Origin of the sequence: Pseudorhodoferax sp., assembly GCF_047601025.1 — a bacterium.
In the GTDB taxonomy this organism is placed as follows: domain Bacteria; phylum Pseudomonadota; class Gammaproteobacteria; order Burkholderiales; family Burkholderiaceae_C; genus Pseudorhodoferax.
In genome coordinates this window covers 1,202,588-1,224,743 of record NZ_JASGJZ010000001.1, presented here as the reverse complement: position 1 = coordinate 1,224,743, position 22,156 = coordinate 1,202,588, and the positions used below count along the sequence as shown (strand labels likewise).

Sequence of the window (22,156 nt, the reverse complement as noted above, 5' to 3'; positions counted from 1 at the left end):
GCCGCCCCCGCAAGCCGCTCCGCGCCGGCTACACTGCCGGCGCCCGCGAGCCCCCCATGCGCCACAAGCACCGCGAATTCTTTGCCCGCCCGCTGGCCGAGGCCGGGACGAACCGCTGGGACTGGGCCCTGCTGCCGCTGGTGCTGGCCGTCCTGGTGCTGCTGAGCTTCGGCGCCGCGCAGATGGCGCGGCCCTACCAGCTCGGCGACGCGCTGCCGCTGTCGCTGGACCCGTGGCAGCTGCCCTACTACCTGCTGCGCACCATGCTGCGCATGTTCCTGGCGATGGCCGCGGCGCTGCTGTTCAGCGCCGCGTTCGGCGTGCTGGCGGCGCGGTCGCGCGCGGCCGAGCAGGTGCTGGTGCCGATGCTGGACATCCTGCAGTCCATCCCGATCCTGGGCTTCCTGTCGATCACGGTGACCGGCTTCATCGCGCTGTTCCCGGGCAACCTGTTCGGCGTGGAATGCGCGGCGATCTTCGCGATCTTCACCTCGCAGGCCTGGAACATGGCGTTCAGCCTGTACCAGTCGCTGCGCGGCGTGCCGGCCGAGCTGCAGGAGGCCGCGCGCGTGTTCCAGCTGTCGGCCTGGCTGCGCTTCTGGCGGCTGGAGCTGCCGTTCGCGATGCCGGGCCTGCTGTGGAACATGATGATGTCGATGTCCGGCGGCTGGTTCTTCGTGGTCGCCTCCGAGGCCATCACCGTGTCGCAGCAGAGCATCAAGCTGCCGGGCGTGGGCTCGTACATCGCGCTGGCGATCGAGGCGCGCGACCTGCACGCGATCGGCTGGGCGATCGCCGCGATGCTGGCCGGCATCCTGCTCGTCGACCAGCTGCTGTTCCGGCCGCTGGTGGCCTGGTCCGACAAGTTCCGCTTCGAGGACGGCAGCAGCGACGCGGCGCCGCAGTCCTGGCTGCTGGATCTCCTGCGCCGCACCCAGGGCGTGCGCGCGCTGGCCGGCCGCGCGGTGGCGCTGTTCGAGCGCAGCTTCACGCTGTTCCGCCGCGGCTACGACGGCACCTCGGTGCGCGCGCGGCCGCGGCCGCCGGCGCCCTGGCTGCGCCGCGGCTGGGACGCGCTGCTGGCCGCCGTGGTGCTGCTGGCCGCCTGGCGGCTGCTGGCCTTCATCCACACCGAGGTCGGCTGGCGCGAAGTGGGCCACGTGTTCGTGCTGGGCGGCTGGACGCTGGCACGGGTGCTGGTGCTGATCGTGCTGGCGGCCGTGGTCTGGGTGCCGGTGGGCGTGTGGATCGGCATGGACCCGCGCTGGTCGGGCCGGCTGCAGGCGGTGGCGCAGTTCCTGGCGGCGTTCCCGGCCAACCTGCTGTTCCCGGTGTTCGTGCTGGCCATCGTGCACTGGCGGCTGGACCCGGACCTGTGGCTGTCGCCGCTGATGGTGTTCGGCACCCAGTGGTACATCCTGTTCAACGTGATCGCCGGCGCCAGCAGCATTCCCGCCGAGCTGCGCTTCGCCGCCGCCAACCTGGGCCTGTCGGGCTGGCTGAAGTGGCGGCGCTACCTGCTGCCGGCCGTGTTCCCCAGCGTCGTGACCGGCGCCATCACCGCCAGCGGCGGCTCGTGGAACGCCAGCATCGTGTCCGAATACGTCAGCTGGGGCGACACCACGCTGGCGGCCCGGGGCCTGGGCCGCTACATCGCCGAGATGACGGCCGCGGGCGACTTTCCGCGCATCGCGCTGGGCATCGGCGTGATGTGCGTGTTCGTCATGGGGCTGAACCGCTTCGTCTGGCGCCGGCTGTACCGGCTCGCCTCCGAACGCATGCAGGGGTGACGCGCATGGCCCGGGCGATCCTCGAACTGACCGGCGTCGGCAAGACCTTCCGCTCGGCCGACGGCCACGTGCGGCCGGTGCTGGACCGGGTGGACCTGTCGCTGCGCGAAGGCGAGATCGTGGCGCTGCTGGGGCCGTCGGGCTCGGGCAAGAGCACGCTGCTGCGCATCCTGGCCGGGCTGCTGCCGGTCGACGCGGGCGAGGTGCGCTACCGCGGCCAGCCGCTGTTCGGGCCGGCGCGGGCCATCGGCATGGTGTTCCAGTCGTTCGCGCTGTTCCCCTGGCTCACGGTGCAGCAGAACGTGGAGTTGGGCCTGGAGGCGCGCGGCATGGCGCGCGCCGCGCGCGCGGCGAAGGCCGGGGCGGCGATCGCGCTGATCGGCCTGGCCGGCTACGAAGGCGCGTTGCCGCGCGAGCTGTCGGGCGGCATGCGCCAGCGCGTGGGCATCGCGCGCGCCCTGGTGACCGAGCCGGACGTGCTGCTGATGGACGAGGCCTTCTCCGCGCTGGACGTGCTGACCGGCGAGCGCCTGCGCGAGGACATCCTGGAGCTGTGGCAGGGCGGCAGCATGCCGACCAAGGCCATGCTGGTGGTCTCGCACAACATCGAGGAGGCCGTGGTGATGGCCGACCGCGTGCTGGTGCTGGCCGCCGATCCGGGCCGCATCCGCTGCCAGCTGGCGATCCAGCTGCCGCGCCCGCGCGAGCCCGACGGCGCCGACGCGCGGGCGCTGGTCGACGAGATCTATGCGCTGATGACGTCCGGCGCCGGCCGCGCGGCCCGCGGGGCCGGGGCGACGCGCCCGGCGCTGGCGGCCCGGCTGCCGCGGGCCGACGTGGGCCGCATGGACGGCCTGCTGGAGCTGCTGGCCGACCAGCCCTTCGACGGCCATGCCGACCTGCCCCGGCTGGCCGAGGCGTCGGAGCTCGCCGACGCCGACCTGCTGCCGCTGGCCCACGCGCTGGCCCAGCTCGGCCTGGTGCAACTGGACAGCGGCGACCTGCAGCTGTCCGCGCTGGGCCGGCGCTACGTGGACGGCGGCCACGGCCTGCGGCGCGAGCTGTTCGGCCAGCAACTGCTGGCCCACGTGCCGCTGGTCGCGCACATCCGCCACAGCCTGGAGCAGGAGGCCAGCGGCCAGCTGCCGGACAAGCCCTTCCTGGACCTGCTGCGCGAGCACCTGGGCGAGGCCGAGGCCACGGACCTGCTGCACACGGCCGTGTCCTGGGCGCGGCACGGCGAGGTGTTCGAGTACGACGCCCGTGCCGGCCTGCTGCGGCTGCCGACGGGCGAGGACGAGGGCGGCGAGGCGGCCTGACGGCGTCCGGGCGCGATGCCGAGGCCCGGGCCGCCGGCGGCGGCGCCCTCGCGGCGGCCCGCCCACCTCACGGCCTCACAGGATGCCGTGCTGCCGCAGCAGGGCCTGCTCGTCGCCCGACACCCAGCCGAATATGCGGGGCTCGCCATCGTGCAGCTGCACGAGGTAGTGGACGTCGAAGTCGATGGCGACGTCCGGTGCCGCGCCGCGGTCGTAGGTCGCCGTCCAGGCGACGTGCGCGAGGCAGTGGTGCTCGTCGATGGGGTGGATGCGGACACCGCGCAGGTCCATGTCCTTGGTGCCGATCCGGCGGTAGCGCTCGAAGCCCTCGCGCATGGCCTGTTTCAGTGGCTCGTCGTTCCGGCCGGCCATGACCCCGGCCGGCGAGGCCGCGACGAAGGCGCTGGCGTAGGCCGAGGCGACGTCATCCAGGTCCGCGGCGTTGTGCAGCCCCTGGCGGAAGCGGTCTCGGTAGCGCTCGAAGAACTCGTGGATGCGCTCTTCTTCCATCGGTGTCTCCCTGGGTTCGGTCCATCACGGCGTACGCCATGCCATCGTAGAGCGCCACGGGATGGGATTTTCGTGCCGGCCCGGGTAATATAGTCCCCCAGGCTATATTGGAAAGTTCGCCGCCATGTCCCACACCGCCCGCCAGAAAGACAAGCTGATCGCCCGCGTCCGCCGCATCAGGGGGCAGCTGGAGGGCATCGAGCGCGCCCTGGAGGCGGATGCCGCCTGTGTCGAAGTGCTGCGCCAGATCGCCTCCGTGCGCGGCGCGGTCGGCGGCTTGACCGCCGAGGTGATGGAGGACCACCTGCGTGAACATGTCCTGGACGCCCCGACCGACCAGGAGCGGCGCCAGGGCGGCGAGGAAATGATCGAGGTCATCCGCTCCTACATGAAATGAGCCTGCCGCCCGCAGGCGGCCCCATGCAGCGACAGGAACCGGCAGATGAACACGACCACCCACCCGGCGGCGCGCCACGACCATTGCTTCCTCGGCCGCGACCACCGGCGCAACGAGCGCAAGGTCTGGCTGGTGATCGGCCTCACGGCCGGCATGATGCTGGTGGAGATCGTGGCGGGCACCCTCTATGGCTCGATGGCGCTGGTGGCCGACGGCTGGCACATGTCCACCCATGCCGGCGCGATGCTGATCGCCGCGCTGGCCTACCGCTTCGCGCGCCGGCATGCGGGCAATCCGCGCTTCACCTTCGGCACTGGCAAGCTCGGCGACCTGGCGGGCTTCGCCAGCGCGGTGCTGCTGGCCCTGGTGGCGCTGCTGATCGGCTGGGAGAGCCTGCTGCGGCTGGCCCGGCCGGTCCCCGTCGATTTCACGCAGGCGATCGAGGTGGCCGCCGTGGGGTTGGCCGTCAACCTGGTCTGCGCCTGGCTGCTCCGGGACGACCCCCTCCATCATGGCCACCACCACCATGCCCACGGCCACCGCCATCCCCATGGGCACCACCACCACGATGCGCACCATGCACCGGGGCCGTCCCGCGACAACAACCTGCGCGCCGCCTACCTGCACGTGGTGGCCGATGCCATGACCTCCGTGCTGGCCATCGTCGCCCTGCTGCTGGGGCGCAGCCGTGGCTGGACCTGGGCCGATCCCGCCATGGGCGTGGTCGGCGCGCTGGTGATCGCGCGCTGGTCATGGGGCCTGATCCGGGACGCCGGCAGCGTGCTGCTCGATGCCGCGGCCGAGGGGGAGGCGGTGCGGCAGGAGATCCGCGAGGCGATCGCACCGACGGGAAGCGAGGTCACGGACCTGCATGTGTGGCAGGTCGGTCCCGGCCATTTCGCGGCGATCGTCGCGCTGATCGCCACGGAGCCGCAGGAGCCGGCGCACTACAAGGCGCTGCTGGCCCCGATCCACGCGCTGGCGCACGTCACCATCGAGGTGCAGCGCGACGTACCTGCGTTGCGTTGATGCGTTCGGCAACTTCTCCATATGTTGCGTTGACAAGCCGAGGCATGCGTGTCGGCTTCTATGTCCATTGACCAAGTTGCGGTGCGCAACTATATTGGTTGCGCACCGCAACTGACAGGGATGGCTGATGGACATCGTCGACACACCGCCTCATTCACCGGATGCCACCATCCTGGAACTGCGGCAGTTTTCCCGGAAACTGGTGAGAGCGCTGGGATTCATGCGGGCCACCCTGGCGGACACGGAGCTTGCGCCTTCTGCGGTGCATGCCATCCTTGAAATCGGCGCCGCGCCAGGGATCAATGCCAGGGACCTGGGCCATGTCCTGAGACTGGACAAATCGAATACGAGCCGGCAACTCGCCAGGCTGGAGGCCGGCGGTTTTCTCAAGAGACAGGCCACAGGCGACGACGGGCGTTCGTCTGCGCTTTATCTGACGGATGCCGGGCAGGTGTTGCGGGAAAAAATTGACCGCTTCGCAACGGCCCAGGTTGCCGATGCGCTGCGCCGCATCGTGCCTGCGGATCAGCCCATGCTGGTGCGTGCGCTGGGGCTGTACGCCAATGCACTGGCCCAGGGCACGGGCTCCCACGCGCCGGTCGAAGAGGCTGCGACGGGGATCAAGGAGGGCTACCAGCCCGGTTGCATTGGCGACATAGCCAGTCTTCATGGCAGGTTCTATTCGGGGCACTGGGGATTCGGTGTGTTCTTCGAGAAGAAGGTGGCGACGGAACTGGCCGACTTTGCCGAGGCCCTGCCGGCCGACGGGAAGTCCCTGTGGCTCTATAGGGAAGGTGGCCGCGCACTGGCCTCCCTCGCCATGGATGGCGATCCGGCGACAGGGGTTGCGCATCTGCGATGGTTCATCGTCGACGATGCCTTGCGTGGAACCGGCGTGGGGCGGCAGTTGATGGCCCGTGCGATGCAGTTCGTGGACGAGCGTTTTGAAGAAACCTATCTGTGGACATTCAAGGGCCTGGACGCCGCACGCCATCTGTACGAGTCCTTCGGTTTCCGGTTGACGCAGGAGTCGGAGGGTGCGCAGTGGGGCACCCGGGTCGTCGAGCAGCGTTTCGATCGTCGTCGTGCCGACGCGCGCCAGCACTGAGGCGGTGGTGGCACCGGGGCGCAGACGCGCATCGCGTGGGGCATGCCGGCCAGTGCCTCGGCGCAACGATCGGCTGCGAGAATCCGCCACCACGCCATGACGCCTTCCCCCCTGGTCGACGATTGCGCCCGCGCCTCGCTGGCGCTGCTGCAGGAGAACCTCACGCCGCACGGCATCCTGGCCGCGCGGCGCACGCCGGCCGCCGTGGCGCGGCGCTACACCCGCATTTTCGGCCGCGACGCCGCGATCTGCGTGATGGCCATGTGCGGCAGCGGCGTGCCGGCGCTGGAGCGGGGCGCCGTGGCCAGCCTGGACGCGCTGGCCGCGCAGCAGGCGGCCAACGGCCAGATCCCCAAGTACGTGGACCCCGAGGGCCTGGACGCCGACTTCTGGTACCTGGGCTGCATCGACGCCACGCTGTGGTGGCTGATCGCGGTGGACCATGTGCGCCGGCATGGCCGGGCGGGCCCGGCGCGCTGGCAGCGCGAGGTGCCGCTGGCGATCCAGTGGCTGCTGGCGCAGGAGCACCAGCACCTGCGGCTGCTGCAGCAGAACGAGGCCAGCGACTGGGCCGACATCATGCCGCGCTCGGGCTACGTGCTGTACACGAACGCGCTGTGGCATGAGGTCAAGCGCCGCTTCGGCCTGGCGGACGCGGACGCCACGCGCCACCACTTCAACCACTTGTTCAACCCGTTCCAGCGCGACCTGCCCGAATACCACCGCGCGCGGCTGCTGCGCCACTACGCGCGGCGCGGCCGGCGCGACCCGGGCCTGTACCTGAGCTTCGTGAACCTCGCCTCCGTCGGCGACGAGGGCGACGTGTTCGGCAACGTGCTCGCGGTGCTGTGCGGCCTGGCCGACGGCGCCGTGGCCGGGCGCATCGTGCGGACCATCGCGGCCGCGCAGGCCGACCTGCCCTGGCCCGTGCGCGTGGTGCTGCACCCGCTGTCGCAGCAGCACCCGCTGTGGCGGCCCTACATGGGCCGGCACCGGCAGAACCTGGTGCACCAGTACCACAACGGCGGCATCTGGCCCTTCGTCGGCGGCTTCTGGGCGCTGGCGCTGGCGCGGCAGGGGCTGCAGGCGCAGGCCTGGGCGGCGATGCAGCGGCTCGCCGAGGCCAACGCGCAGGACGGCTGGCGCTTCACCGAATGGTTCCAGGGCCGGACCCTGGCGCCGATGGGCATGGCCGGCCAGAGCTGGAACGCCGCCGCCTTCCTGCTGGCGCTGCGGGCGCTTCGCGGCGAAGCGGCGCCCTGGTAGCGGCCGGCCCCGTCAGCGCGCCAGCCCGAGGGCCAGTGCCACGGCCAGCGCCAGCGCGGCGGCCGGGCCCGAGAACAGCCAGCGCCACGGTGCGCGCCGCGGCACGAAGCCGACGCCGCGCACGAAGCCGGCGCTCATGGCCCAGAACAGCGCCAGGGCCAGCCGGTGGTCGGCCTGCCCCTGGGCGTCGGCCAGCAGCGGCGGGTAGAGCGTGCCGGCCAGCATGATCGACACGGCCAGCGCCAGGCTGGGCAGGTGCACGCGCGCCGATGCGCGCGGCGCGGAGGCCGGGGCTGCCGTCTCAGCGCTCCACGGCGCCGGCGCGCCAGCCGCGGGGCATGGAACCGGGCCGCCAGCCGCGGTCCGAACGGCCGCGGAGCAGGATCGGCCAGCGGATGCCGCGGGCCGGCTTGGCCGGAGCGCAGGCGTGCCTTGCAGGCCGCAGCGGCTCCGGAGGAGCTGCCTCGTCGGGTCGTCCGGGTCCGCGCAGGCAGGCGTGGGGCCGCGGCCCTCCGTCTCCTGGAGGGGGGCGCAGCGTGCAGACTGGGGGTGTCTCATCTCAAGACGCGCCGTCGATGCGGGACTGCTCGTGCTCGCCCCACAGCGCGTTCATCACGGCCAGCAGCACGGCGAAGCCGATGCCGAGCATCCAGGCGAAATACCACATGCGGTTCTCCTTTTCGTTCGGTGTCAGTAGGCGGTATGGCGGTTGGCGCGGATGTGCTCGACCGTGACCTTGCCGCGCATCACGCGGTACGCCCAGCCCGTGTAGAGGACGATCAGCGGCATGAACAGCAGCGTGGCCCAGAACATCAGGCCCAGCGTCAGGTGGCTGGACACGCTGTCCCACACCGTCAGGCTGGCCGCCGGCATGCTGGACGAGGGCAGCACGAACGGGAACATCGCCGCGCCGGCCGTGCCGATCACCCCGGCCATCGCCAGCGCCGAGGCGATGAAGGCCGCCAGCGTGCGGCGCGCCGCCGCCAGCGCAGCGGCCAGCAGTGCGCCGGCGATCCCGAGCAGCGGCAGCAGCCACAGCGCGGGCACGGCGCGGTAGTTGGCCCACCAGGCGTCGGCGCTGCGCACCACGGTCTTGGCCAGCGGATCGGGCAGCGCGGCGGGGTCGATCGGCGAATTGATCGCGAAGCCTTCGATGCCGCCCCAGCGCAGCCACGCGCCGGCGCTGGCGAAGGCCGCCACCATCAGCAGCGCGGCGCCCACCGCGGCCCGGACGGCGCGGGCCTGGATCGGGCCCACGGTGCGGTGCGCCAGGTAGGTGCCGCCGTGCATCGTGACCATGCTGCTCGCCACCACGCCGGCCAGCAGCGCGAACGGGTTCAGCAACTGCCAGAACGTCCCGGTGTAGGTGGACACCAGGAAGCGGTCGAACTGGAAGGGCACGCCCTGCAGCAGGTTGCCGAAGGCCACGCCGAAGATCAGCGGCGGCACGGTGCCGCCGACGAACAGGCCCCAGTCCCAGCCGTTGCGCCAGGCGGCGGCGTGGATCTTGCTGCGGTAGTCGAAGCCCACCGGCCGCAGGAACAGCGCCCACAGCACGGCCAGCATGGCCCAGTAGAAGCCGCTGAAGGCCGTGGCGTAGACCAGCGGCCAGGCCGCGAAGATCGCGCCGCCGCCGGTGATGAACCAGACTTGGTTGCCGTCCCAGTGCGGGCCGACGGTGTTGATGACCACGCGGCGCTCGTCGTCGCCGCGGCCGACGAACGGCAGCAGCGTGGCGACGCCCATGTCGTGGCCGTCCATGATGGCGAAGCCGATCAGCAGCACGCCGACGAGCAGCCACCAGATGAGCTTGAGGGTGGGGTAGTCGATCATGGTGGAGGTTCCCGTCGGTTCAGGCGTGGGCGGCTTCGAACTGGTAGCGGCCGGTGCCCAGGCTGCCCGGGCCCTGGCGCGCGAACTTGACCATCAGCCACATCTCCACGGCCAGCAGCGCGGTGTAGAAGCCGACGAAGCCGGCTAGCGAGCCGTACAGGCTCTCCACGCTGAGCGTGGACACGCTCAGGTGCGTCGGCAGCACGCCGTAGATGGTCCAGGGCTGGCGGCCGTACTCGGCGACGAGCCAGCCCAGCTCGCAGGCGATCCACGGCGCCGGCAGCATCCACAGCGCCCAGCGCAGCAGCCAGCGCGGCGTGGGCCGGCGCGTCTTCAGCGTGCTCCAGAACGCCAGGCCGAACAGCGCCAGCATCGCGAAGCCCAGGCCGACCATGAGGCGGAAGCTCCAGAACATCGGCGCCACGCGCGGCACGGTGTCGTGCATGGCGCGGTCGATCATCTCGGGCGTGGCCTGGCGCACGTCGGCCGTGTACTTCTTCAGCAGGAGGCCGAAGCCCAGGTCGTGCCGGGTGCGCTCCAGCGTCTCGCGGGCGGCCGCGTCGTCGCGGTGCTCGCGCAGCGTCTCCAGCGCGGCGACGGCGGCGATGCCGTTGACGATGCGCTCACGGTTCCTGGCCTTGATCTCGCGGATGCCCGGGATCTCCCGCGTGACCGAGCGCGTGCCGATCAGGCCCATCACGTAGGGGATCTCCACCGCCCAGCGGTTCCTCTGCCCGGCCTCGTCGATGCCGGCGATCAGGTTGAAGCTGGCCGGCGCGGGCTCGGTCTCCCACATCGCCTCCATCGCCGCGAGCTTGGTCTGCTGCGCCTCGCCCACGGTGTAGCCGCTCTCGTCGCCCAGCACGATGACCGAGCACACGCTGGCCAGGCCGAAGGCCGCGGCCACGCGGAAGCTGCGCCGGGCGAAGGCGACGTCTCGGCCGCGCAGCAGGTACCAGGCCGAGATGGACAGCACGAACATCGCGCCCGTCACGTAGCCGGCCGACACCGTGTGCACGAACTTGGCCTGCGCGTCGGGGTTGAAGACCACGGCCCAGAAGTCCGTCATCTCCATGCGCATGGTCTGCCACGAGAACTCGGCGCCCACCGGGTTCTGCATCCAGCCGTTGGCGATCAGGATCCACAGCGCCGACAGGTTGGTGCCCACGGCCATCAGCACCGTCACCAGCAGGTGCTGCGGGCGCGACAGGCGGTCCCAGCCGAAGAAGAACAGGCCGATGAAGGTCGATTCGAGGAAGAAGGCCATCAGCCCCTCGATCGCCAGCGGCGCGCCGAAGATGTCGCCCACGTAGTGCGAGTAGTAGGCCCAGTTGGTGCCGAACTGGAATTCCAGCGTGATGCCGGTGGTCACGCCCAGCGCGAAGTTGATGCCGAACAGCTTGCCCCAGAAGCGCGTCATGTCCTTCCAGACCACCTGGCCGGTCATCACGTAGACCGTCTCCATGATGACCAGCAGCCAGACCATGCCCAGCGTCAGCGGGACGAACAGGAAGTGGTACATCGCCGTGGCGGCGAACTGCAGCCGCGACAGGTCGACGAGTTGCTCGGAAATCATCGGGAAGCTTTCGGGAGGGGCGCCGCGGCATGCCGGGCGGCGGCCTCGGCATCGACGGCCACGCGGGCGTCGCGGACGAAGAACCACCACAGCGCGACCAGCATGAGGAGCTTGATCAGCACCGCGGCGGCCAGGTGGTGGAGCAGGTGACGGTCGGTCATGCCATGACATGCATCAAGTTGCGTGCCAGCGGGGTTTTTATGAAAAACCGTTCTGCATCAACGAATTGCGCGTGGCGCATGGCGCAGTCCCTGCCAGGGGTGACGAAATGGCAGGCGTGAATGGCATGCCATGGCAGTTCCATGGCACAGTGTCGCCCGCCATGCCGACCGCCCCCGACGCCGCCCCGCCCGAACTGGCCGCCTACCTGGAGGGGCTGCCCGAACCGCACATCCTGTTCGACCGGCGCTACCGCATCCTGGCCGCCAACGCCGCCTACCGCGCCCGGTTCAGCCCGGGCGCCTCGGTGCTCGGGCGCACCTGCCACGACGTGTCGCACGGCTTCGCCGTGCCGTGCGACCGCGCCGGCGAAAGCTGCCCGCTGGCGCGCTCGCTCACCAGCGGGCAGCGCGAGCGCGTGCTGCACCTGCACCACACGCCGCAGGGCGAGGCCTATGTGGACATCGAGCTGGTGCCGCTGCGCGACGCCACCGGTACGCCAGCCTTCTTCGTCGAGAAGATGGCGCCGCTGGGCGTGGCCCAGGGCCAGGCCTCGGCGCGCGGCCTGATCGGCCGCGCGCCGGCGTTCCGGGAGATGCTGGCGCTGATCGCGCGGGTGGGGCCCTCGCAGGCCAGCGTGCTGCTGCTGGGCGAGTCCGGCTCCGGCAAGGAGCTGGCCGCCCGGGCGATCCACGAGGCCAGCCCGCGCGCGGCCCGGCCGCTGGTGGTGGCGGACTGCGCCAGCCTGCCCGAGACCTTGTTCGAGAGCGAGCTGTTCGGCCACGAGCGCGGCGCCTTCACCGGCGCCCAGGCCGCGCGGCCGGGGCTGGTGGAGGCGGCCAGCGGCGGCACCCTGTTCCTGGACGAGGTCGGCGACATCCCGCTGCCCATGCAGGTCAAGCTGCTGCGCCTGCTGGAGAGCGGCACCTACCGCCGCGTGGGCAGCACCGAACTGCGCCATGCCGACCTGCGCGTGGTGTCGGCCACGCACCGCGACCTGCCGGCCATGGTGGCCGGCGGCCGCTTTCGCGAGGACCTGTACTACCGGCTCGGCGGCTTTCCGATCCGGCTGCCGCCGCTGCGGGCGCGGCCCGGCGACATCCCGCTGCTGGCGGCCTCGCTGCTGGCGCGCCTGGCGCCGCGGCGGCGCCTGCAGATGGCGCCGGCCGCGCTGGCCGCGCTGGCGGCCCATCCGTTCCCGGGCAACGTGCGCGAACTGCGCAACGTGCTGGAGCGCGCTGCCTTGCTGACCGATGGCGACACCGTGACGGCCGAGGTGGTGGCGCGCGCGCTGGCGATCGGCGCGGCGCCGGCCGGCCAGCCCGCGGCGCCGGCCGCGCGGCGCGGCGGCACCGCGCGCGAAGCCCAGCGCGCGGCGCTCGCGGCGGCGCTGGCCAGCCATGCAGGCGACCGGGCGTCGCTGGCGCGCGCGCTGGGCATCAGCCTGCGCACGCTGTACCGGCGGCTGGCGGAACTGGACGGCCTGCAGGCGCCGTGACCGGGGCCAATGCCCCGCCGCCGGCACCGGCCGGCCGCGCGCCGCCAGAATCGGCATCCGGTCGTGCCATGCACGCCGCCGCACAGAAAGGGATGCCGACATGGCAACACCGTCCCCGCAGTCCGCCGCCATCCTGGCCATGCTCCGGGAAGGCCGCTTCACCTGCGAGCAGATCGCCCAGGCGCTGGGTATTTCCGTCAACGTGGTGTACGGCGTGAACTCGCACTACCGGCGCGGCCGCTACACGGAGAAGCCGAAGCGCCCGGCCGGCACCGGCACGGGCAGGACGGTGCGGACGGACCGGGGCTGGACCTATCTGCTGGTGTCCCGCTGCGGCGTCGTCTACATCGGCGCGACGACCAACCTGCGGAACCGGTTCCGGTCGCACAATGCCGCCACCAACACCGGGTGGACGCGCGGGCGCAGATGGCACCTGCTGGGCGCCGTCCGCTTCGCGTCGCGGGCCGAAGCCTTCGACCTGGAGAGCCGGCTCAAGCGGTCGGGCAAGGCGCGCGGGCAATGGCTGGAACAGTGCCTGGCACGGGCGGCGCGGCTGGAACGGCGCTTCGGCCTCGGGCCGGCGTGGCTGCGCGGGCTGGCCGAGCGGGCCGGATCGCTGCAGCGCCACGCACGCTGACCCGGCACGACAGCCTGCCCCGGGAAGCGCCCGTCATGCCGCCGGGCGGCCCCTCCCGACGCAGGGCGGCGAGAAGCCCGATACATTGCGCGCCGTTCGATCGATCCTTCGTTGTCCACTTCCCCGCCTCCGTCCCATGCTGCGCTACCACACCATTCCCGTCACCGCGTTCCAGCAGAATTGCTCGCTGCTGTGGGACGACCCCACGCGGCAGGCCGCCGTCATCGATCCCGGCGGCGACCTGGACCGGCTGCTGGCCGAGGTCCGGCGCCGCGACCTGACGCTCGAACAGATCTGGCTCACGCACGCCCACATCGACCATGCCGGCGGCGCCGGCGAACTGGCCGAGCGGCTGGGCCTGCCCATCGTCGGCCCGCATCCGGACGACCAGTTCTGGATCGACGGCCTGCCGCAGCAGAGCGCGATGTTCGGCTTTCCGCCGGCCAAGCCGTTCACGCCCACGCGCTGGCTGCACGACGGCGACACCGTCACGCTGGGCAGCCACGTGCTGCAGGTGCGGCACTGCCCCGGCCATACGCCGGGGCACGTGGTCTTCCACGCGCCCGCACTGCAGCGCGCCTTCGTCGGCGACGTGCTGTTCGCCGGCTCGATCGGGCGCACGGACTTCCCGCTGGGCGACCACGACCAGCTGGTCCGCAGCATCGTCGAGCGGCTGTGGCCGATGGGCGACGAGACGGTGTTCGTCCCGGGCCACGGGCCCGAGGGCACCCTCGGGCGCGAGCGGCGCAGCAATCCCTACGTGGGCGGGACGTGACGGGCGGCCCGGTGCGCGGCGGTTGCTTCAGCCCTGCATCGGGATCGTGACCGGCCCGTCGTTGACCAGGTGCACCTGCATGTCGGCGCCGAAGCGGCCGGTGGCCACCACCGGGTGCAATGCGCGCGCCCGGTCCACGAAGTAGTCGTACAGCCGGCGGCCGTCTTCCGGCGCGGCCGCGCCCGAGAAGCCCGGCCGGTTGCCGCCGCGGGTGTCGGCCGCCAGCGTGAACTGGCTCACCAGCAGCAGGCCGCCGCCGGTGTCCTGCACGCTGAGGTTCATCTTGCCGGCCGCGTCGGCGAAGATGCGCAGCTTCAGCACCTTGGCCAGCAGCCGGTCGGCCTGTTCCTCGGCGTCGCCGCGTTCGGCGCAGACCAGCACCAGCAGGCCCGGGCCGATGGCGCCGACGGTCTGGCCGGCGATGTCCACGCGCGCCTCGCGCACGCGCTGCAGCAGCAGTTTCATCGGTGCTCCAGCCGCCGGTCCTGCGGGTAGTCGATGCGGTAGCCGGCCGTGAAGCGCTGGCTCTGGCCGGCGGCCAGCTCGGTGCGCCACAGCACCAGGCCGGGCCGGCGTTGCCATTCCAGCTCGGCCGGCGGCGGCGCGAACTCGGTCTGCACGCGCACCTGCGCGTCGACCGCGACGGGCGCGGCCTCCAGCACCTGCAGCGCGACCGGGCCGTCGTGGCGGTTCTCGATGGTCCAGGCGCGCTGCACGCGGCGCTCTGCGCGGCCGCCGAACACGCCGGTGCTGCCCTGCGTGTCGCGTTCCGGCTCGGCCTGCACGCGCACGCGCTCGTCCACGCCGAAGGACAGGCTGGCCTGCGCCTGCTGCGGCGGCGTCCAGCGCGTGCTGCCGACGAAGGCGCCGTCCCGGACCAGCTGCAGCGGCCCGGCCGGCCAGATGCCGGGCGGCGGCGCGAACTCGGCGACCAGCCAGGCCGCGGCCTCGGTCTGCGGGGCGGTGCGCACGGCCAGCGTGGCCTGTTCCTCGTGCTGGCCCAGCGTGACGGCCACGCGCTGGCCGTCCGAGGGCACGTCGATCGGCTGGGGCACGCGGAATTCGGTGGCGAAGGCCTGTTCGTCCACCTGGACCTCGAACGCCGGCTCGGCCGCCTCGGGGGCGCCGGCCGCGTCCGCGCGCTCCAGCATGGCCGCGGGCGCCGGCGCGGCCAGCCGGCGCAGTTCGGCGCCGGCCTGCGGCGGTGCCGCCAGGCCGACGCGCCAGGGCGCCGGCTCGCGTCCGCCGGCGGCGCGCAGCGGCTGCCCGGTGGACAGCACCAGCCGCACGCCGCGCCAGTCCTCGCCGCTGGACTGGGCGACCAGCGCCTGGCGCTCCAGCCGCAGCCGGCGCGTGGCGGTGTCGAGCTGGGCGCGGTAGGCGGGCGTCCAGCCCGGGCCGCGCAGCTGGTAGCGCAACGTCAGCTCGGCATCGCGCGCGGCGGCCAGCGTGACGGTGACGCGCGCGACCCGGCCGCTGCGGCCCTGGGCGCGCTGGCGCTCGGCCAGCAGCGGGGCGAGTTCGCGGTCGAGTTCGGCCTGGGCGCGCGCGAGCTGGTGCTGGCGCGCCAGCGCGTCCTGGCCGGTGCGGCGCACGGCCTCGGCCACGCCGGCCACGGCCCGGGCGTCGGCGGCGCGGGCCTCGCCGCCGCCCAGGCCCTTCAGGTAGCCGGTGACCAGGTCCAGCGCCGCATGCTCGGCCTGCAGCGCGGCCTTGCGGTCCTCCAGGTCGCGGATGCGCGCGTCCAGCGGCGCATCGCGGCAGGCCGGCACGGCGGCGCGGTCCTCGGTCAGCACGGCCGTCTCGCCCAGCTGCACGCCGGCGCCGGCCGAGACCTGCAGGCTCTGCGCGTCCAGCGCCGCGGGCAGGCAGTCCAGGCGCAGCTGCCGGCTGCCGGCCGGCACGCGCGCGACGCGCTGCACGGTGGCGCTGCCGGGATACAGCGTGACCTCGGCGATGCGCGAGGGGATCGGGTCCGCCGCCGCGGCCGGCAGCGCGGCCAGCACGGCCGACGCGGCCAGGGGAACGAGGAGGGGCGTGCGCATGGCCGGGCATGCTACCCGGCGCGCCGCCGGCCGGGCCGCTGGCCAGGCCGGCCGGCCCGGCGCGGCGTCTTGCAATCCGGCTTCGCCGCCCCCACCATGGCGCGGATCACCGCATCCGGGAGCACCATGGAATTCAAGGACTACTACAGTGCCCTGGGCGTGCCGAAGACGGCCACGGACGACGAGATCCGCAAGTCCTACCGCAAGCTCGCCCGCAAGTACCACCCCGACGTCAGCAAGGAAGCCGACGCCGAGCAGCGCATGCGCGAGGTCAACGAGGCCTACGACGTGCTGCGCGACAAGGAAAAGCGCGCCGCCTACGACGCGCTGGCCGAGCGCGTGGCCAGCGGCCGCCATGCCGGCGGCGCCGACGCGCACGGCTTCCAGCCGCCGCCGGGCTGGGACCAGGGCTTCGACTTCCAGCGCAGCCATGGCGGCCCGGCCGACGAGGCCGACTTCAGCGAGTTCTTCTCGTCCCTGTTCGGCGCCGCCCAGCGCCGCCAGGCGCAGCAGCGCCAGGCCCGTGCGCGCGGCGAGGACCAGCACGCCGCCATCGAGATCGACGTGCCGACCGCGCTGCGCGGCGGCGAGCGCATGCTGCAGCTGCGCGCGCTGGAGCTGGACGGCGAGGGCCATCCGCAGGTCGTGCAGCGCACGCTGCAGGTGCGCATCCCGGCCGGCGTGCGGCCCGGGCAGTTCATCCGCCTGGCGGGGCAGGGCCTGCCAGGGCACGGCGGCGAGCCGGCCGGCGACCTGTTCCTGGAGGTGCGCATCGCACCCGACGCGCGCTGGCGCGTGGACGGCAACGACCTGACGATGAAGCTGCCGGTCACGCCCAGCGAGGCCATGCTCGGCGCCCAGGTGCGCGTGCCGCTGCCGGGCGGCGAGGTGGTCGACGTGGGCGTGCCGCCCAACTCGCGCCCGGGCCGCCGGCTGCGGCTGAAGGAGCGCGGCCTGGGCAGCAGGCAGCCCGGCCACCTGTACCTGGAGCTGGAGATCGCGCTGCCGCCGGCCGACACCGACGCCGCCCGCGCGGCCTACGAGGCCCTGGCCAGGGCCAGCAGCGGCTTCGACCCGCGCCGCACCCTTGGAGCCTGAGACATGAACATCCGCCAGACGACCGTGACCATCGCGCACTGCACGCCCGTGGACGAGTTGCACCCGCTGCCGGCCAGCGCGCTTGCGCGCGCCGTGGGCGACCGCGTGGAATGGGTGTTCGAGCTGGTCGAGGCCGGCCTGATCGCGCCGGCCGAGCCGGCCGCGCCGCGCGAGCAGTGGGTGTTCCACGGCGAGGCGCTGGGCTGCGCGCTGCAGGCGCGCCGGCTGCAGCGCGACTTCGGCGTCGGCGTGGACGCCGCGGCGCTGATCATCGACCTGCAGCGCGAGGTGCGACGGCTGCGCGCGCTGCTGAACGGGCACTGAATGTCGGCGCGCGACGCTTGGCCTCTTGCCGCGCCGGTGCGCCTGTTCCACTTCAGCGACGATCCCGGTATCGGCTGTTTCGTCCCGCGGCCCGTGCGTGTGCCGTCTGCGCGGCCGCCGGGCAGGGAGTGGCTCAACGGTCCGCTGGTCTGGGCCATCGATGAAGCGCACCAGCGGCTGTACCTGTTCCCGCGCGACTGCCCGCGCATCGTGGTCTGGTCGACCGCAGCGACCGTCGCCGCGGACCGGCAGCGCTGGCTGGGTCGCCTGGCGCCAGGCCTGAGCGCCGTCGCCTATGTCGAACAGGCGTGGATGCCGCGCATCGCCGCTGCAGCGCTGACCCGCTACGAACTGCCGCCCGCTGGCTTTCGCAGCCTCGGCGACGCTGGCATGCACGTGTCGGCGCAGGCGGTACGGCCGCTGCGCGCCGAAGCGCTCACGGACCTGCGTGCAGCCCTGCACGCATCGGGAACGGAGTTGCGGCCGGTCGCCGCGCTGGCGCCGCTGCGGCCGGTGTGGAACAGCTCGCTGCATGCGAGCGGCATCCGTCTGCGCCACGCGGCCGGCTGGGCGTAGGGTGCGTCAGTGCGGGCGCACGCGGCGCGCGATGTCCGCCGCGATCCGCGCCACCGGCCGCATGGTCGTGAGCTTGGGCAAGGGCAGGTCGCGGTAGAGCGCGAAAGCGGTCGCGGATGACCTGCTCCTCGCGTTCGGCCGTGCGCGCGAAGGGCCGGCCGAGCTGGCGGCGCACAGTTTCGGCGACGCAGGCGGCCAGGGCCAGTGACGGCAGCAGCACGAAGGACGACGGGTTGGCCAGCAGCGCCTGCCGCAGGGCCGCATAGCGCGGGTGGACGTCGCTCCGGTGGCCATGAAGCCGGACGACAGCGCGATCACCGCCGGCCCTGCAGCCCGCGCCACGCACGCGGCGTAGATGGCGACATTGGCCGCCGCGTAGGCGTCGTACCCATGGCGTGCGATCACGGCGTGGATGCAGCCTTCGGCCACGATGAAGCGTGCATCGAGGTCGATGAAAGGCAGGCCGAGCCGCGTGGCCGCGGCGGCGCCGGCGCTGCTTTTGCCGGCGCCGCCCGGACCGACCAGGCAGATGTGCGGGCCGCTGCGCATGCGCTGGACGGTGCGGATGGCGGTAGGCGCGAATGTCGGTGTCAGACCGCCCGCCCCGCCAGCGCCACCGCGAACACCAGCGTGCCCAGCGCCAGGTTCACGCCGACCAGGCGGCGCACCGTGGCCAGCCGCGCGCCCGCCGCCGGCCACTGCGACTGCGCCACGGCCGCGCGCAGCGCCGGGAACGCGCGGCCGCGGACGAAGCCGTAGACCAGCGTCATGGCCAGCGCCAGCGCGAACATGGCGTGGATGCGCCAGTGCGTCCCGCGAAAGCCGCCCAGGGCGGCGAACAGCGCCAGCCCGCTGGCCCACAGCAGTGCCATTGCCACGTCCACGCCGCGCAGGAAGCGCGCCAGCGCCGCGGCCATGAAGGCCAGCCGCTGCGGCGGCTCCAGCACGCTGGCGGCGGCCGGCCGCACGCACAGGTGCATCGCGGCCATGCCGCCGACCCAGAAGGCCGCGCCGGCGACGTGCAGGAACAGCAGGAGCGCGTAGGCCATGGGGTGCATGGCCGCGATCATCGCGCATCGGGCCGCGCCATACTTCCGCCCATGATCCACCCGCGCCCCTTCTTCCATGCGGCCGTGTGCGCCGTGCTGCTCGCCTGTGCCGCGCCGCCGCTGCTGGCCCGCACCGACGCCGCCCCGCGTGCCATCGCGCCGCGCGGCGCGCTGTCGGCGGACGAGCAGAACAACATCGCCGTGTTCAAGGCCGCCTCGCCCTCGGTCGTGAACATCACCTCGCTCGCCCTGGAGCGCGACTTCTTCTCGCGCAACGTGCAGCAGGTGCCGCAGGGTACGGGCAGCGGCTTCGTCTGGGACGCCCAGGGCCACATCGTCACCAACTTCCACGTGATCCAGGGCGCCAGCGGCGCGCGCGTGACGCTGGCCGACCAGAGCACGCACAAGGCCCAGCTGGTCGGTGTGTTCCCGGACCGCGACCTCGCCGTGCTGAAGATCGACGCGCCGGCCGCCCGGCTGCGCCCGCTGCCGCTGGGCACCAGCGGCGACCTGCAGGTCGGCCAGGCCGTCTACGCGATCGGCAACCCGTTCGGGCTGGACCAGACGCTGACCACTGGCATCGTCAGCGCGCTGAACCGCGAGATCGAGTCCGTCACGCGGCGCACGATCCGCGGCGCGATCCAGACCGACGCGGCCATCAACCCGGGCAACTCCGGCGGCCCGCTGCTCGATTCGGCCGGCCGGCTGATCGGCGTCAACACCGCCATCTACAGCCCTTCGGGCGCCAGTGCCGGCATCGGCTTCTCGATCCCGGTGGACGAGGTCAACCGCATCGTGCCGCGGCTGATCCGCGACGGCCGCTTCGTGCGTCCGGCGCTGGGCGTGGCCTACGCGCCGCAGGAGCTGAACCGCGCGCTCGGCCTGCCTCCGGGCGTGGCCGTCGTGCGCGTGCAGCCGGGCAGCCCGGCCGCGCGCGCGGGCCTGCGCGCGTTCGTGCGCAACGAGCGCGGCATCGTCGCCGGCGACGTCATCACCGCCGTGGACGGCGAGCCCGTGGCCAATGCCGACGACGTGCTGAACGCGCTGGAGCGCCGCCAGGCCGGCGAGCAGGCCGAGCTGACGCTGTGGCGCGCCGGCAGCACGCGCAAGGAGCGCGTGACGCTGGCGGCGTCGGAGGAATAGCGCGCGCCACGCCGCGGAGTGCCCCGAAGCGGCGAATGGATCGATCGCGCCCACGACGGGGTGCGCCGGACCCCAGGCGTAGGCGCGGGCCACCGCCCTGGCTGGAGCCAGGGCAAGGACTGCAACGCCCGCCTGGGATCGTTCGGCGTGCTCCCGGCCCGAAGGGCGACGTCCCGGGCGCGGCGTCGGCGATGCACATGGACGCTCATCGCGGGGGCCCCGCATGGGCGTGCGGGATGCGTTCGCGGCTGCTCAGCGCGCCAGCACCTGCCCGAGCAGCTCCTGCGTCGGGAACCCGTCCGCTGGCAGCCCCTGGCGGCGCTGCCAGCCGCGGATCGCGGCGCGCGTGGCCGGCCCCAGCACGCCGTCGGGCGTGCCGCTGGCGAAGCCCTGGCCGTTCAGCGCCTGCTGCAGCGCGCGCAGCTCGCTGCGCGACAGCGGGTGCAGATCGCGCGGCCAGGCGGCCTGCACGCCGGGGCCGCCGGCGATGCGCTGGGCCAGCAGGCCCACGGCCAGCGCGTAGCTGGTGGCGTTGTTGTAGCGCAGGATCGCGCGGAAGTTCGGGCCGACCAGGAAGGCCGGGCCGCGCGCGCCGGCCGGCAGCAGCAGGCTGGCGTCGGGCAGGTCCGGCAGCGCCCCGCCCGCGGCCGGGCGCACGCCCTCGGCCGCCCATTGCGCGCCGGCCTGGCGCAGCGCGTCGTCGGCGCGGGCGAGGTCGAAGCCGGGCGGCAGCCGCACCTCCAGGCCCCAGGGCTGGCCGCGCTGCCAGCCTTCGCGCGCGAGGAAGTGGGCGGTGGAGGCCGCCACGTCGGCCATGCTGCCCCAGATGTCGCGCCGGCCATCGCCGTCGGCGTCGACCGCGTAGGCCAGGAAGCTGGTCGGCAGGAACTGCGTCTGGCCCATGGCGCCGGCCCAGGAGCCGACCATGCGCTCGCGCGCGATGTCGCCGTTCTGCAGGATGCGCAGCGCCGCCAGCAGCTGGCCACGCGCCCATTCGGCGCGCCGGCCGTCGAAGCCCAGCGTGGCCAGCGCGTCGATCGTCGGCGTGCTGCCGTAGTGCGTGCCGTAGTTGCTCTCCATGCCCCAGATCGCGACCACGGTCTCGGCCGGCACGCCGTAGCGCGCGGCGGCGGCGTCCAGCGCGGCGCGCACCTCGAGCCGCTTGTCCTGCCCGCGCGCGACGCGGGTGGGCGAGACGGCGGTGTCCAGGTAGTCCCAGATGCTGCGGGTGAACTCGGGCTGGGCGCGGTCCTGCGCGACCACCTCGGGCAGGTACTGCACGCCGTCGAAGGCCGCGTGCAGCACGGCCGCGTCGATGCCGGCGGCGCGGGCCTGCTCGCGGAACCGGGCGATCCACTGCGCGAAGTCGTGCGCGGCGGCAGGGGCTGGTGGCGGCTCGGCGGCCGGCGCGGCCGGGGCGACCGGCGTGGCCGGCGCCGGCGGTGTCGCGGGCGCGGCCGGCGGGCCCGGGGGCGGCGCCGTGCTGGCGCAGCCGGCCAGCGCCAGCGCGGCCAGCAACGGAAAGAGGGGGCGGTGCATGCCCGATTCTCGCCGGCCCGCGCCGGCGCAGCCGCCGCCATCGTCGTGGTGCCGGCATGCCCATTCACGGCGCGGTGGATGGCACGCGGCCGAATTGCTAGCATGCACCGGCGGCCCGTTCCCTGGGCCGCTGCCCGACGGACCGGGACCGATTTCGCCACGGAGGCCACACCATGCCACTGCCAGCCCTCAGATCCCTTGCCCTGACCGTTCAGGAGCCCCGTACCGGCGAGTACCGCTGGGTGGTGCTGGAGCGCTTCGAGGACGACGAGCCGTTCGAGGTGCTGCTGGCGGCCGAGGAGAGCTGCCGCACCTATGGCGAGGCGCTGTCCAACGGCACCTCGGTGCTCAGCGCGCTGGCCGACGGCGACATGGCCATCGGCCCGCGCACGAGCGAGGACCGCGTGCCGGTGTTCGTGGAGACCGACCGCCCCGGCCTGTTCGAGCTGCGCGACGGCGACGACGGCGGCTGAGCGCCGGCGCCG

25 protein-coding genes are annotated in these 22,156 nt (G+C 73.3%); 14 read left to right on the top strand and 11 right to left on the bottom strand.

The window, feature by feature from the left end; translation table 11 throughout:
* Positions 1–56 precede the first annotated feature (56 nt).
* Positions 57–1,790 (top strand): ABC transporter permease, encoded by a 1,734-nt coding sequence (locus QM782_RS05835; protein ID WP_415201974.1) that lies wholly within the window; start codon positions 57–59, stop codon positions 1,788–1,790.
* 5 nt (positions 1,791–1,795) lie between these two features.
* Positions 1,796–3,109 (top strand): nitrate/sulfonate/bicarbonate ABC transporter ATP-binding protein, encoded by a 1,314-nt coding sequence (locus tag QM782_RS05830; protein ID WP_415201973.1) that lies wholly within the window; start codon positions 1,796–1,798, stop codon positions 3,107–3,109.
* Between the two features lie 75 nt (positions 3,110–3,184).
* Here the strand turns inward: QM782_RS05830 and QM782_RS05825 are convergent, their stop codons facing one another.
* Positions 3,185–3,619: a nuclear transport factor 2 family protein gene (locus QM782_RS05825; RefSeq protein ID WP_415201972.1), complete on the bottom strand. Its 435-nt coding sequence runs from the start codon at positions 3,617–3,619 to the stop codon at positions 3,185–3,187.
* A 124-nt stretch (positions 3,620–3,743) separates the two neighbouring features.
* Here QM782_RS05825 and QM782_RS05820 point away from each other — a divergent pair, with 124 nt between their 5' ends.
* The 4 genes from QM782_RS05820 (at position 3,744) to QM782_RS05805 (ending at position 7,419) form a co-directional block, all read left to right on the top strand.
* On the top strand, positions 3,744–4,016 hold the full coding sequence (locus tag QM782_RS05820; RefSeq protein ID WP_415201971.1) for a metal/formaldehyde-sensitive transcriptional repressor: 273 nt from the start codon (positions 3,744–3,746) through the stop codon (positions 4,014–4,016).
* A 45-nt stretch (positions 4,017–4,061) separates the two neighbouring features.
* A complete protein-coding gene (dmeF, locus tag QM782_RS05815) occupies positions 4,062–5,045 on the top strand; it encodes a CDF family Co(II)/Ni(II) efflux transporter DmeF (RefSeq protein WP_415201970.1) in 984 nt (327 codons plus the stop codon).
* 127 nt (positions 5,046–5,172) lie between these two features.
* Complete coding sequence (locus QM782_RS05810; RefSeq protein ID WP_415201969.1) at positions 5,173–6,153, top strand: bifunctional helix-turn-helix transcriptional regulator/GNAT family N-acetyltransferase; 981 nt, start codon at positions 5,173–5,175, stop codon at positions 6,151–6,153.
* Between the two features lie 96 nt (positions 6,154–6,249).
* Positions 6,250–7,419, top strand: a complete 1,170-nt coding sequence (locus QM782_RS05805) for a glycoside hydrolase 100 family protein (protein WP_415201968.1) — start codon at positions 6,250–6,252, stop codon at positions 7,417–7,419.
* A gap of 12 nt (positions 7,420–7,431) precedes the next feature.
* On the opposite strand, the gene QM782_RS05800 is transcribed toward QM782_RS05805, so the two are convergent.
* The 5 genes from QM782_RS05800 to cydP all read right to left on the bottom strand — a co-directional run bounded on the left by QM782_RS05800 (position 7,432) and on the right by cydP (position 10,989).
* Positions 7,432–7,680, bottom strand: a complete 249-nt coding sequence (locus QM782_RS05800) for a cyd operon YbgE family protein (RefSeq protein ID WP_415201967.1) — start codon at positions 7,678–7,680, stop codon at positions 7,432–7,434.
* A gap of 298 nt (positions 7,681–7,978) precedes the next feature.
* Positions 7,979–8,086 carry a cytochrome bd-I oxidase subunit CydX gene (cydX, locus tag QM782_RS05795; protein WP_415201966.1) on the bottom strand — a complete coding sequence of 36 codons (108 nt, stop codon included), beginning with the start codon at positions 8,084–8,086 and terminating at the stop codon, positions 7,979–7,981.
* A 23-nt stretch (positions 8,087–8,109) separates the two neighbouring features.
* Entirely contained in the window at positions 8,110–9,252 is a 1,143-nt protein-coding gene (cydB, locus tag QM782_RS05790; RefSeq protein WP_415201965.1) for a cytochrome d ubiquinol oxidase subunit II, read from the bottom strand.
* Between the two features lie 19 nt (positions 9,253–9,271).
* The gene (locus QM782_RS05785; RefSeq protein ID WP_415201964.1) at positions 9,272–10,828 is read right to left on the bottom strand and encodes a cytochrome ubiquinol oxidase subunit I; all 1,557 of its coding nucleotides are present in this window, start codon (positions 10,826–10,828) and stop codon (positions 9,272–9,274) included.
* The gene (cydP, locus tag QM782_RS05780) at positions 10,825–10,989 is read right to left on the bottom strand and encodes a cytochrome oxidase putative small subunit CydP (protein WP_415201963.1); all 165 of its coding nucleotides are present in this window, start codon (positions 10,987–10,989) and stop codon (positions 10,825–10,827) included. The genes QM782_RS05785 and cydP overlap by 4 nt, the downstream gene beginning before the upstream one ends.
* Positions 10,990–11,150: 161 nt before the next feature.
* Here cydP and QM782_RS05775 point away from each other — a divergent pair, with 161 nt between their 5' ends.
* The 3 genes from QM782_RS05775 (at position 11,151) to QM782_RS05765 (ending at position 13,897) form a co-directional block, all read left to right on the top strand.
* Positions 11,151–12,485: a sigma-54 interaction domain-containing protein gene (locus QM782_RS05775; protein ID WP_415201962.1), complete on the top strand. Its 1,335-nt coding sequence runs from the start codon at positions 11,151–11,153 to the stop codon at positions 12,483–12,485.
* Positions 12,486–12,585: 100 nt separating this feature from the next.
* The gene (locus QM782_RS05770; RefSeq protein WP_415201961.1) at positions 12,586–13,122 is read left to right on the top strand and encodes a GIY-YIG nuclease family protein; all 537 of its coding nucleotides are present in this window, start codon (positions 12,586–12,588) and stop codon (positions 13,120–13,122) included.
* Positions 13,123–13,258: 136 nt separating this feature from the next.
* The gene (locus tag QM782_RS05765; RefSeq protein WP_415201960.1) at positions 13,259–13,897 is read left to right on the top strand and encodes an MBL fold metallo-hydrolase; all 639 of its coding nucleotides are present in this window, start codon (positions 13,259–13,261) and stop codon (positions 13,895–13,897) included.
* A gap of 27 nt (positions 13,898–13,924) precedes the next feature.
* Here QM782_RS05765 and dtd read toward each other — a convergent pair whose 3' ends face one another.
* Complete coding sequence (gene dtd / locus QM782_RS05760) at positions 13,925–14,362, bottom strand: D-aminoacyl-tRNA deacylase (protein ID WP_415201959.1); 438 nt, start codon at positions 14,360–14,362, stop codon at positions 13,925–13,927.
* Entirely contained in the window at positions 14,359–15,942 is a 1,584-nt protein-coding gene (locus QM782_RS05755) for a DUF4139 domain-containing protein (protein WP_415201958.1), read from the bottom strand. Before QM782_RS05755 ends, dtd begins: the two co-directional genes overlap by 4 nt.
* Before the next feature lie 126 nt (positions 15,943–16,068).
* Here QM782_RS05755 and QM782_RS05750 point away from each other — a divergent pair, with 126 nt between their 5' ends.
* The 3 genes from QM782_RS05750 to QM782_RS05740 are packed head-to-tail and all read left to right on the top strand — an operon-like array spanning position 16,069 to position 17,940.
* Positions 16,069–17,040 carry a DnaJ C-terminal domain-containing protein gene (locus QM782_RS05750; protein ID WP_415201957.1) on the top strand — a complete coding sequence of 324 codons (972 nt, stop codon included), beginning with the start codon at positions 16,069–16,071 and terminating at the stop codon, positions 17,038–17,040.
* A 3-nt stretch (positions 17,041–17,043) separates the two neighbouring features.
* Positions 17,044–17,364 carry a chaperone modulator CbpM gene (locus QM782_RS05745; protein ID WP_415201956.1) on the top strand — a complete coding sequence of 107 codons (321 nt, stop codon included), beginning with the start codon at positions 17,044–17,046 and terminating at the stop codon, positions 17,362–17,364.
* Entirely contained in the window at positions 17,365–17,940 is a 576-nt protein-coding gene (locus QM782_RS05740) for a DUF6886 family protein (RefSeq protein ID WP_415201955.1), read from the top strand.
* A 6-nt stretch (positions 17,941–17,946) separates the two neighbouring features.
* Here QM782_RS05740 and QM782_RS05735 read toward each other — a convergent pair whose 3' ends face one another.
* Both QM782_RS05735 and QM782_RS05730 read right to left on the bottom strand, forming a co-directional pair.
* Positions 17,947–18,489, bottom strand: a complete 543-nt coding sequence (locus QM782_RS05735) for a shikimate kinase (RefSeq protein WP_415201954.1) — start codon at positions 18,487–18,489, stop codon at positions 17,947–17,949.
* A gap of 41 nt (positions 18,490–18,530) precedes the next feature.
* Entirely contained in the window at positions 18,531–18,989 is a 459-nt protein-coding gene (locus QM782_RS05730) for a CopD family protein (RefSeq protein ID WP_415201953.1), read from the bottom strand.
* A 51-nt stretch (positions 18,990–19,040) separates the two neighbouring features.
* Here QM782_RS05730 and QM782_RS05725 point away from each other — a divergent pair, with 51 nt between their 5' ends.
* A complete protein-coding gene (locus QM782_RS05725; RefSeq protein WP_415201952.1) occupies positions 19,041–20,132 on the top strand; it encodes a S1C family serine protease in 1,092 nt (363 codons plus the stop codon).
* A 252-nt stretch (positions 20,133–20,384) separates the two neighbouring features.
* On the opposite strand, the gene QM782_RS05720 is transcribed toward QM782_RS05725, so the two are convergent.
* On the bottom strand, positions 20,385–21,671 hold the full coding sequence (locus QM782_RS05720) for a lytic murein transglycosylase (RefSeq protein WP_415201951.1): 1,287 nt from the start codon (positions 21,669–21,671) through the stop codon (positions 20,385–20,387).
* A 173-nt stretch (positions 21,672–21,844) separates the two neighbouring features.
* On the opposite strand from QM782_RS05720, the gene QM782_RS05715 reads away from it, so the two are divergent.
* Positions 21,845–22,144, top strand: coding sequence for a hypothetical protein (locus QM782_RS05715; RefSeq protein ID WP_415201950.1), 300 nt, complete (start codon positions 21,845–21,847; stop codon positions 22,142–22,144).
* Positions 22,145–22,156: the final 12 nt, after the last annotated feature.

Coding starts and splice junctions, on each gene's coding strand:
- QM782_RS05835 (WP_415201974.1), top strand. CDS start 57: ATGCGCCACAAGCACCGCGAATTCTTTGCCCGCCCGCTGGCCGAGGCC.
- QM782_RS05830 (WP_415201973.1), top strand. CDS start 1,796: ATGGCCCGGGCGATCCTCGAACTGACCGGCGTCGGCAAGACCTTCCGC.
- QM782_RS05825 (WP_415201972.1), bottom strand. CDS start 3,619: ATGGAAGAAGAGCGCATCCACGAGTTCTTCGAGCGCTACCGAGACCGC.
- QM782_RS05820 (WP_415201971.1), top strand. CDS start 3,744: ATGTCCCACACCGCCCGCCAGAAAGACAAGCTGATCGCCCGCGTCCGC.
- dmeF (WP_415201970.1), top strand. CDS start 4,062: ATGAACACGACCACCCACCCGGCGGCGCGCCACGACCATTGCTTCCTC.
- QM782_RS05810 (WP_415201969.1), top strand. CDS start 5,173: ATGGACATCGTCGACACACCGCCTCATTCACCGGATGCCACCATCCTG.
- QM782_RS05805 (WP_415201968.1), top strand. CDS start 6,250: ATGACGCCTTCCCCCCTGGTCGACGATTGCGCCCGCGCCTCGCTGGCG.
- cydX (WP_415201966.1), bottom strand. CDS start 8,086: ATGTGGTATTTCGCCTGGATGCTCGGCATCGGCTTCGCCGTGCTGCTG.
- cydB (WP_415201965.1), bottom strand. CDS start 9,252: ATGATCGACTACCCCACCCTCAAGCTCATCTGGTGGCTGCTCGTCGGC.
- QM782_RS05785 (WP_415201964.1), bottom strand. CDS start 10,828: ATGATTTCCGAGCAACTCGTCGACCTGTCGCGGCTGCAGTTCGCCGCC.
- cydP (WP_415201963.1), bottom strand. CDS start 10,989: ATGACCGACCGTCACCTGCTCCACCACCTGGCCGCCGCGGTGCTGATC.
- QM782_RS05775 (WP_415201962.1), top strand. CDS start 11,151: ATGCCGACCGCCCCCGACGCCGCCCCGCCCGAACTGGCCGCCTACCTG.
- QM782_RS05770 (WP_415201961.1), top strand. CDS start 12,586: ATGGCAACACCGTCCCCGCAGTCCGCCGCCATCCTGGCCATGCTCCGG.
- QM782_RS05765 (WP_415201960.1), top strand. CDS start 13,259: ATGCTGCGCTACCACACCATTCCCGTCACCGCGTTCCAGCAGAATTGC.
- dtd (WP_415201959.1), bottom strand. CDS start 14,362: ATGAAACTGCTGCTGCAGCGCGTGCGCGAGGCGCGCGTGGACATCGCC.
- QM782_RS05755 (WP_415201958.1), bottom strand. CDS start 15,942: ATGCGCACGCCCCTCCTCGTTCCCCTGGCCGCGTCGGCCGTGCTGGCC.
- QM782_RS05750 (WP_415201957.1), top strand. CDS start 16,069: ATGGAATTCAAGGACTACTACAGTGCCCTGGGCGTGCCGAAGACGGCC.
- QM782_RS05745 (WP_415201956.1), top strand. CDS start 17,044: ATGAACATCCGCCAGACGACCGTGACCATCGCGCACTGCACGCCCGTG.
- QM782_RS05740 (WP_415201955.1), top strand. CDS start 17,365: ATGTCGGCGCGCGACGCTTGGCCTCTTGCCGCGCCGGTGCGCCTGTTC.
- QM782_RS05735 (WP_415201954.1), bottom strand. CDS start 18,489: ATGCGCAGCGGCCCGCACATCTGCCTGGTCGGTCCGGGCGGCGCCGGC.
- QM782_RS05730 (WP_415201953.1), bottom strand. CDS start 18,989: ATGGCCTACGCGCTCCTGCTGTTCCTGCACGTCGCCGGCGCGGCCTTC.
- QM782_RS05725 (WP_415201952.1), top strand. CDS start 19,041: ATGATCCACCCGCGCCCCTTCTTCCATGCGGCCGTGTGCGCCGTGCTG.
- QM782_RS05720 (WP_415201951.1), bottom strand. CDS start 21,671: ATGCACCGCCCCCTCTTTCCGTTGCTGGCCGCGCTGGCGCTGGCCGGC.
- QM782_RS05715 (WP_415201950.1), top strand. CDS start 21,845: ATGCCACTGCCAGCCCTCAGATCCCTTGCCCTGACCGTTCAGGAGCCC.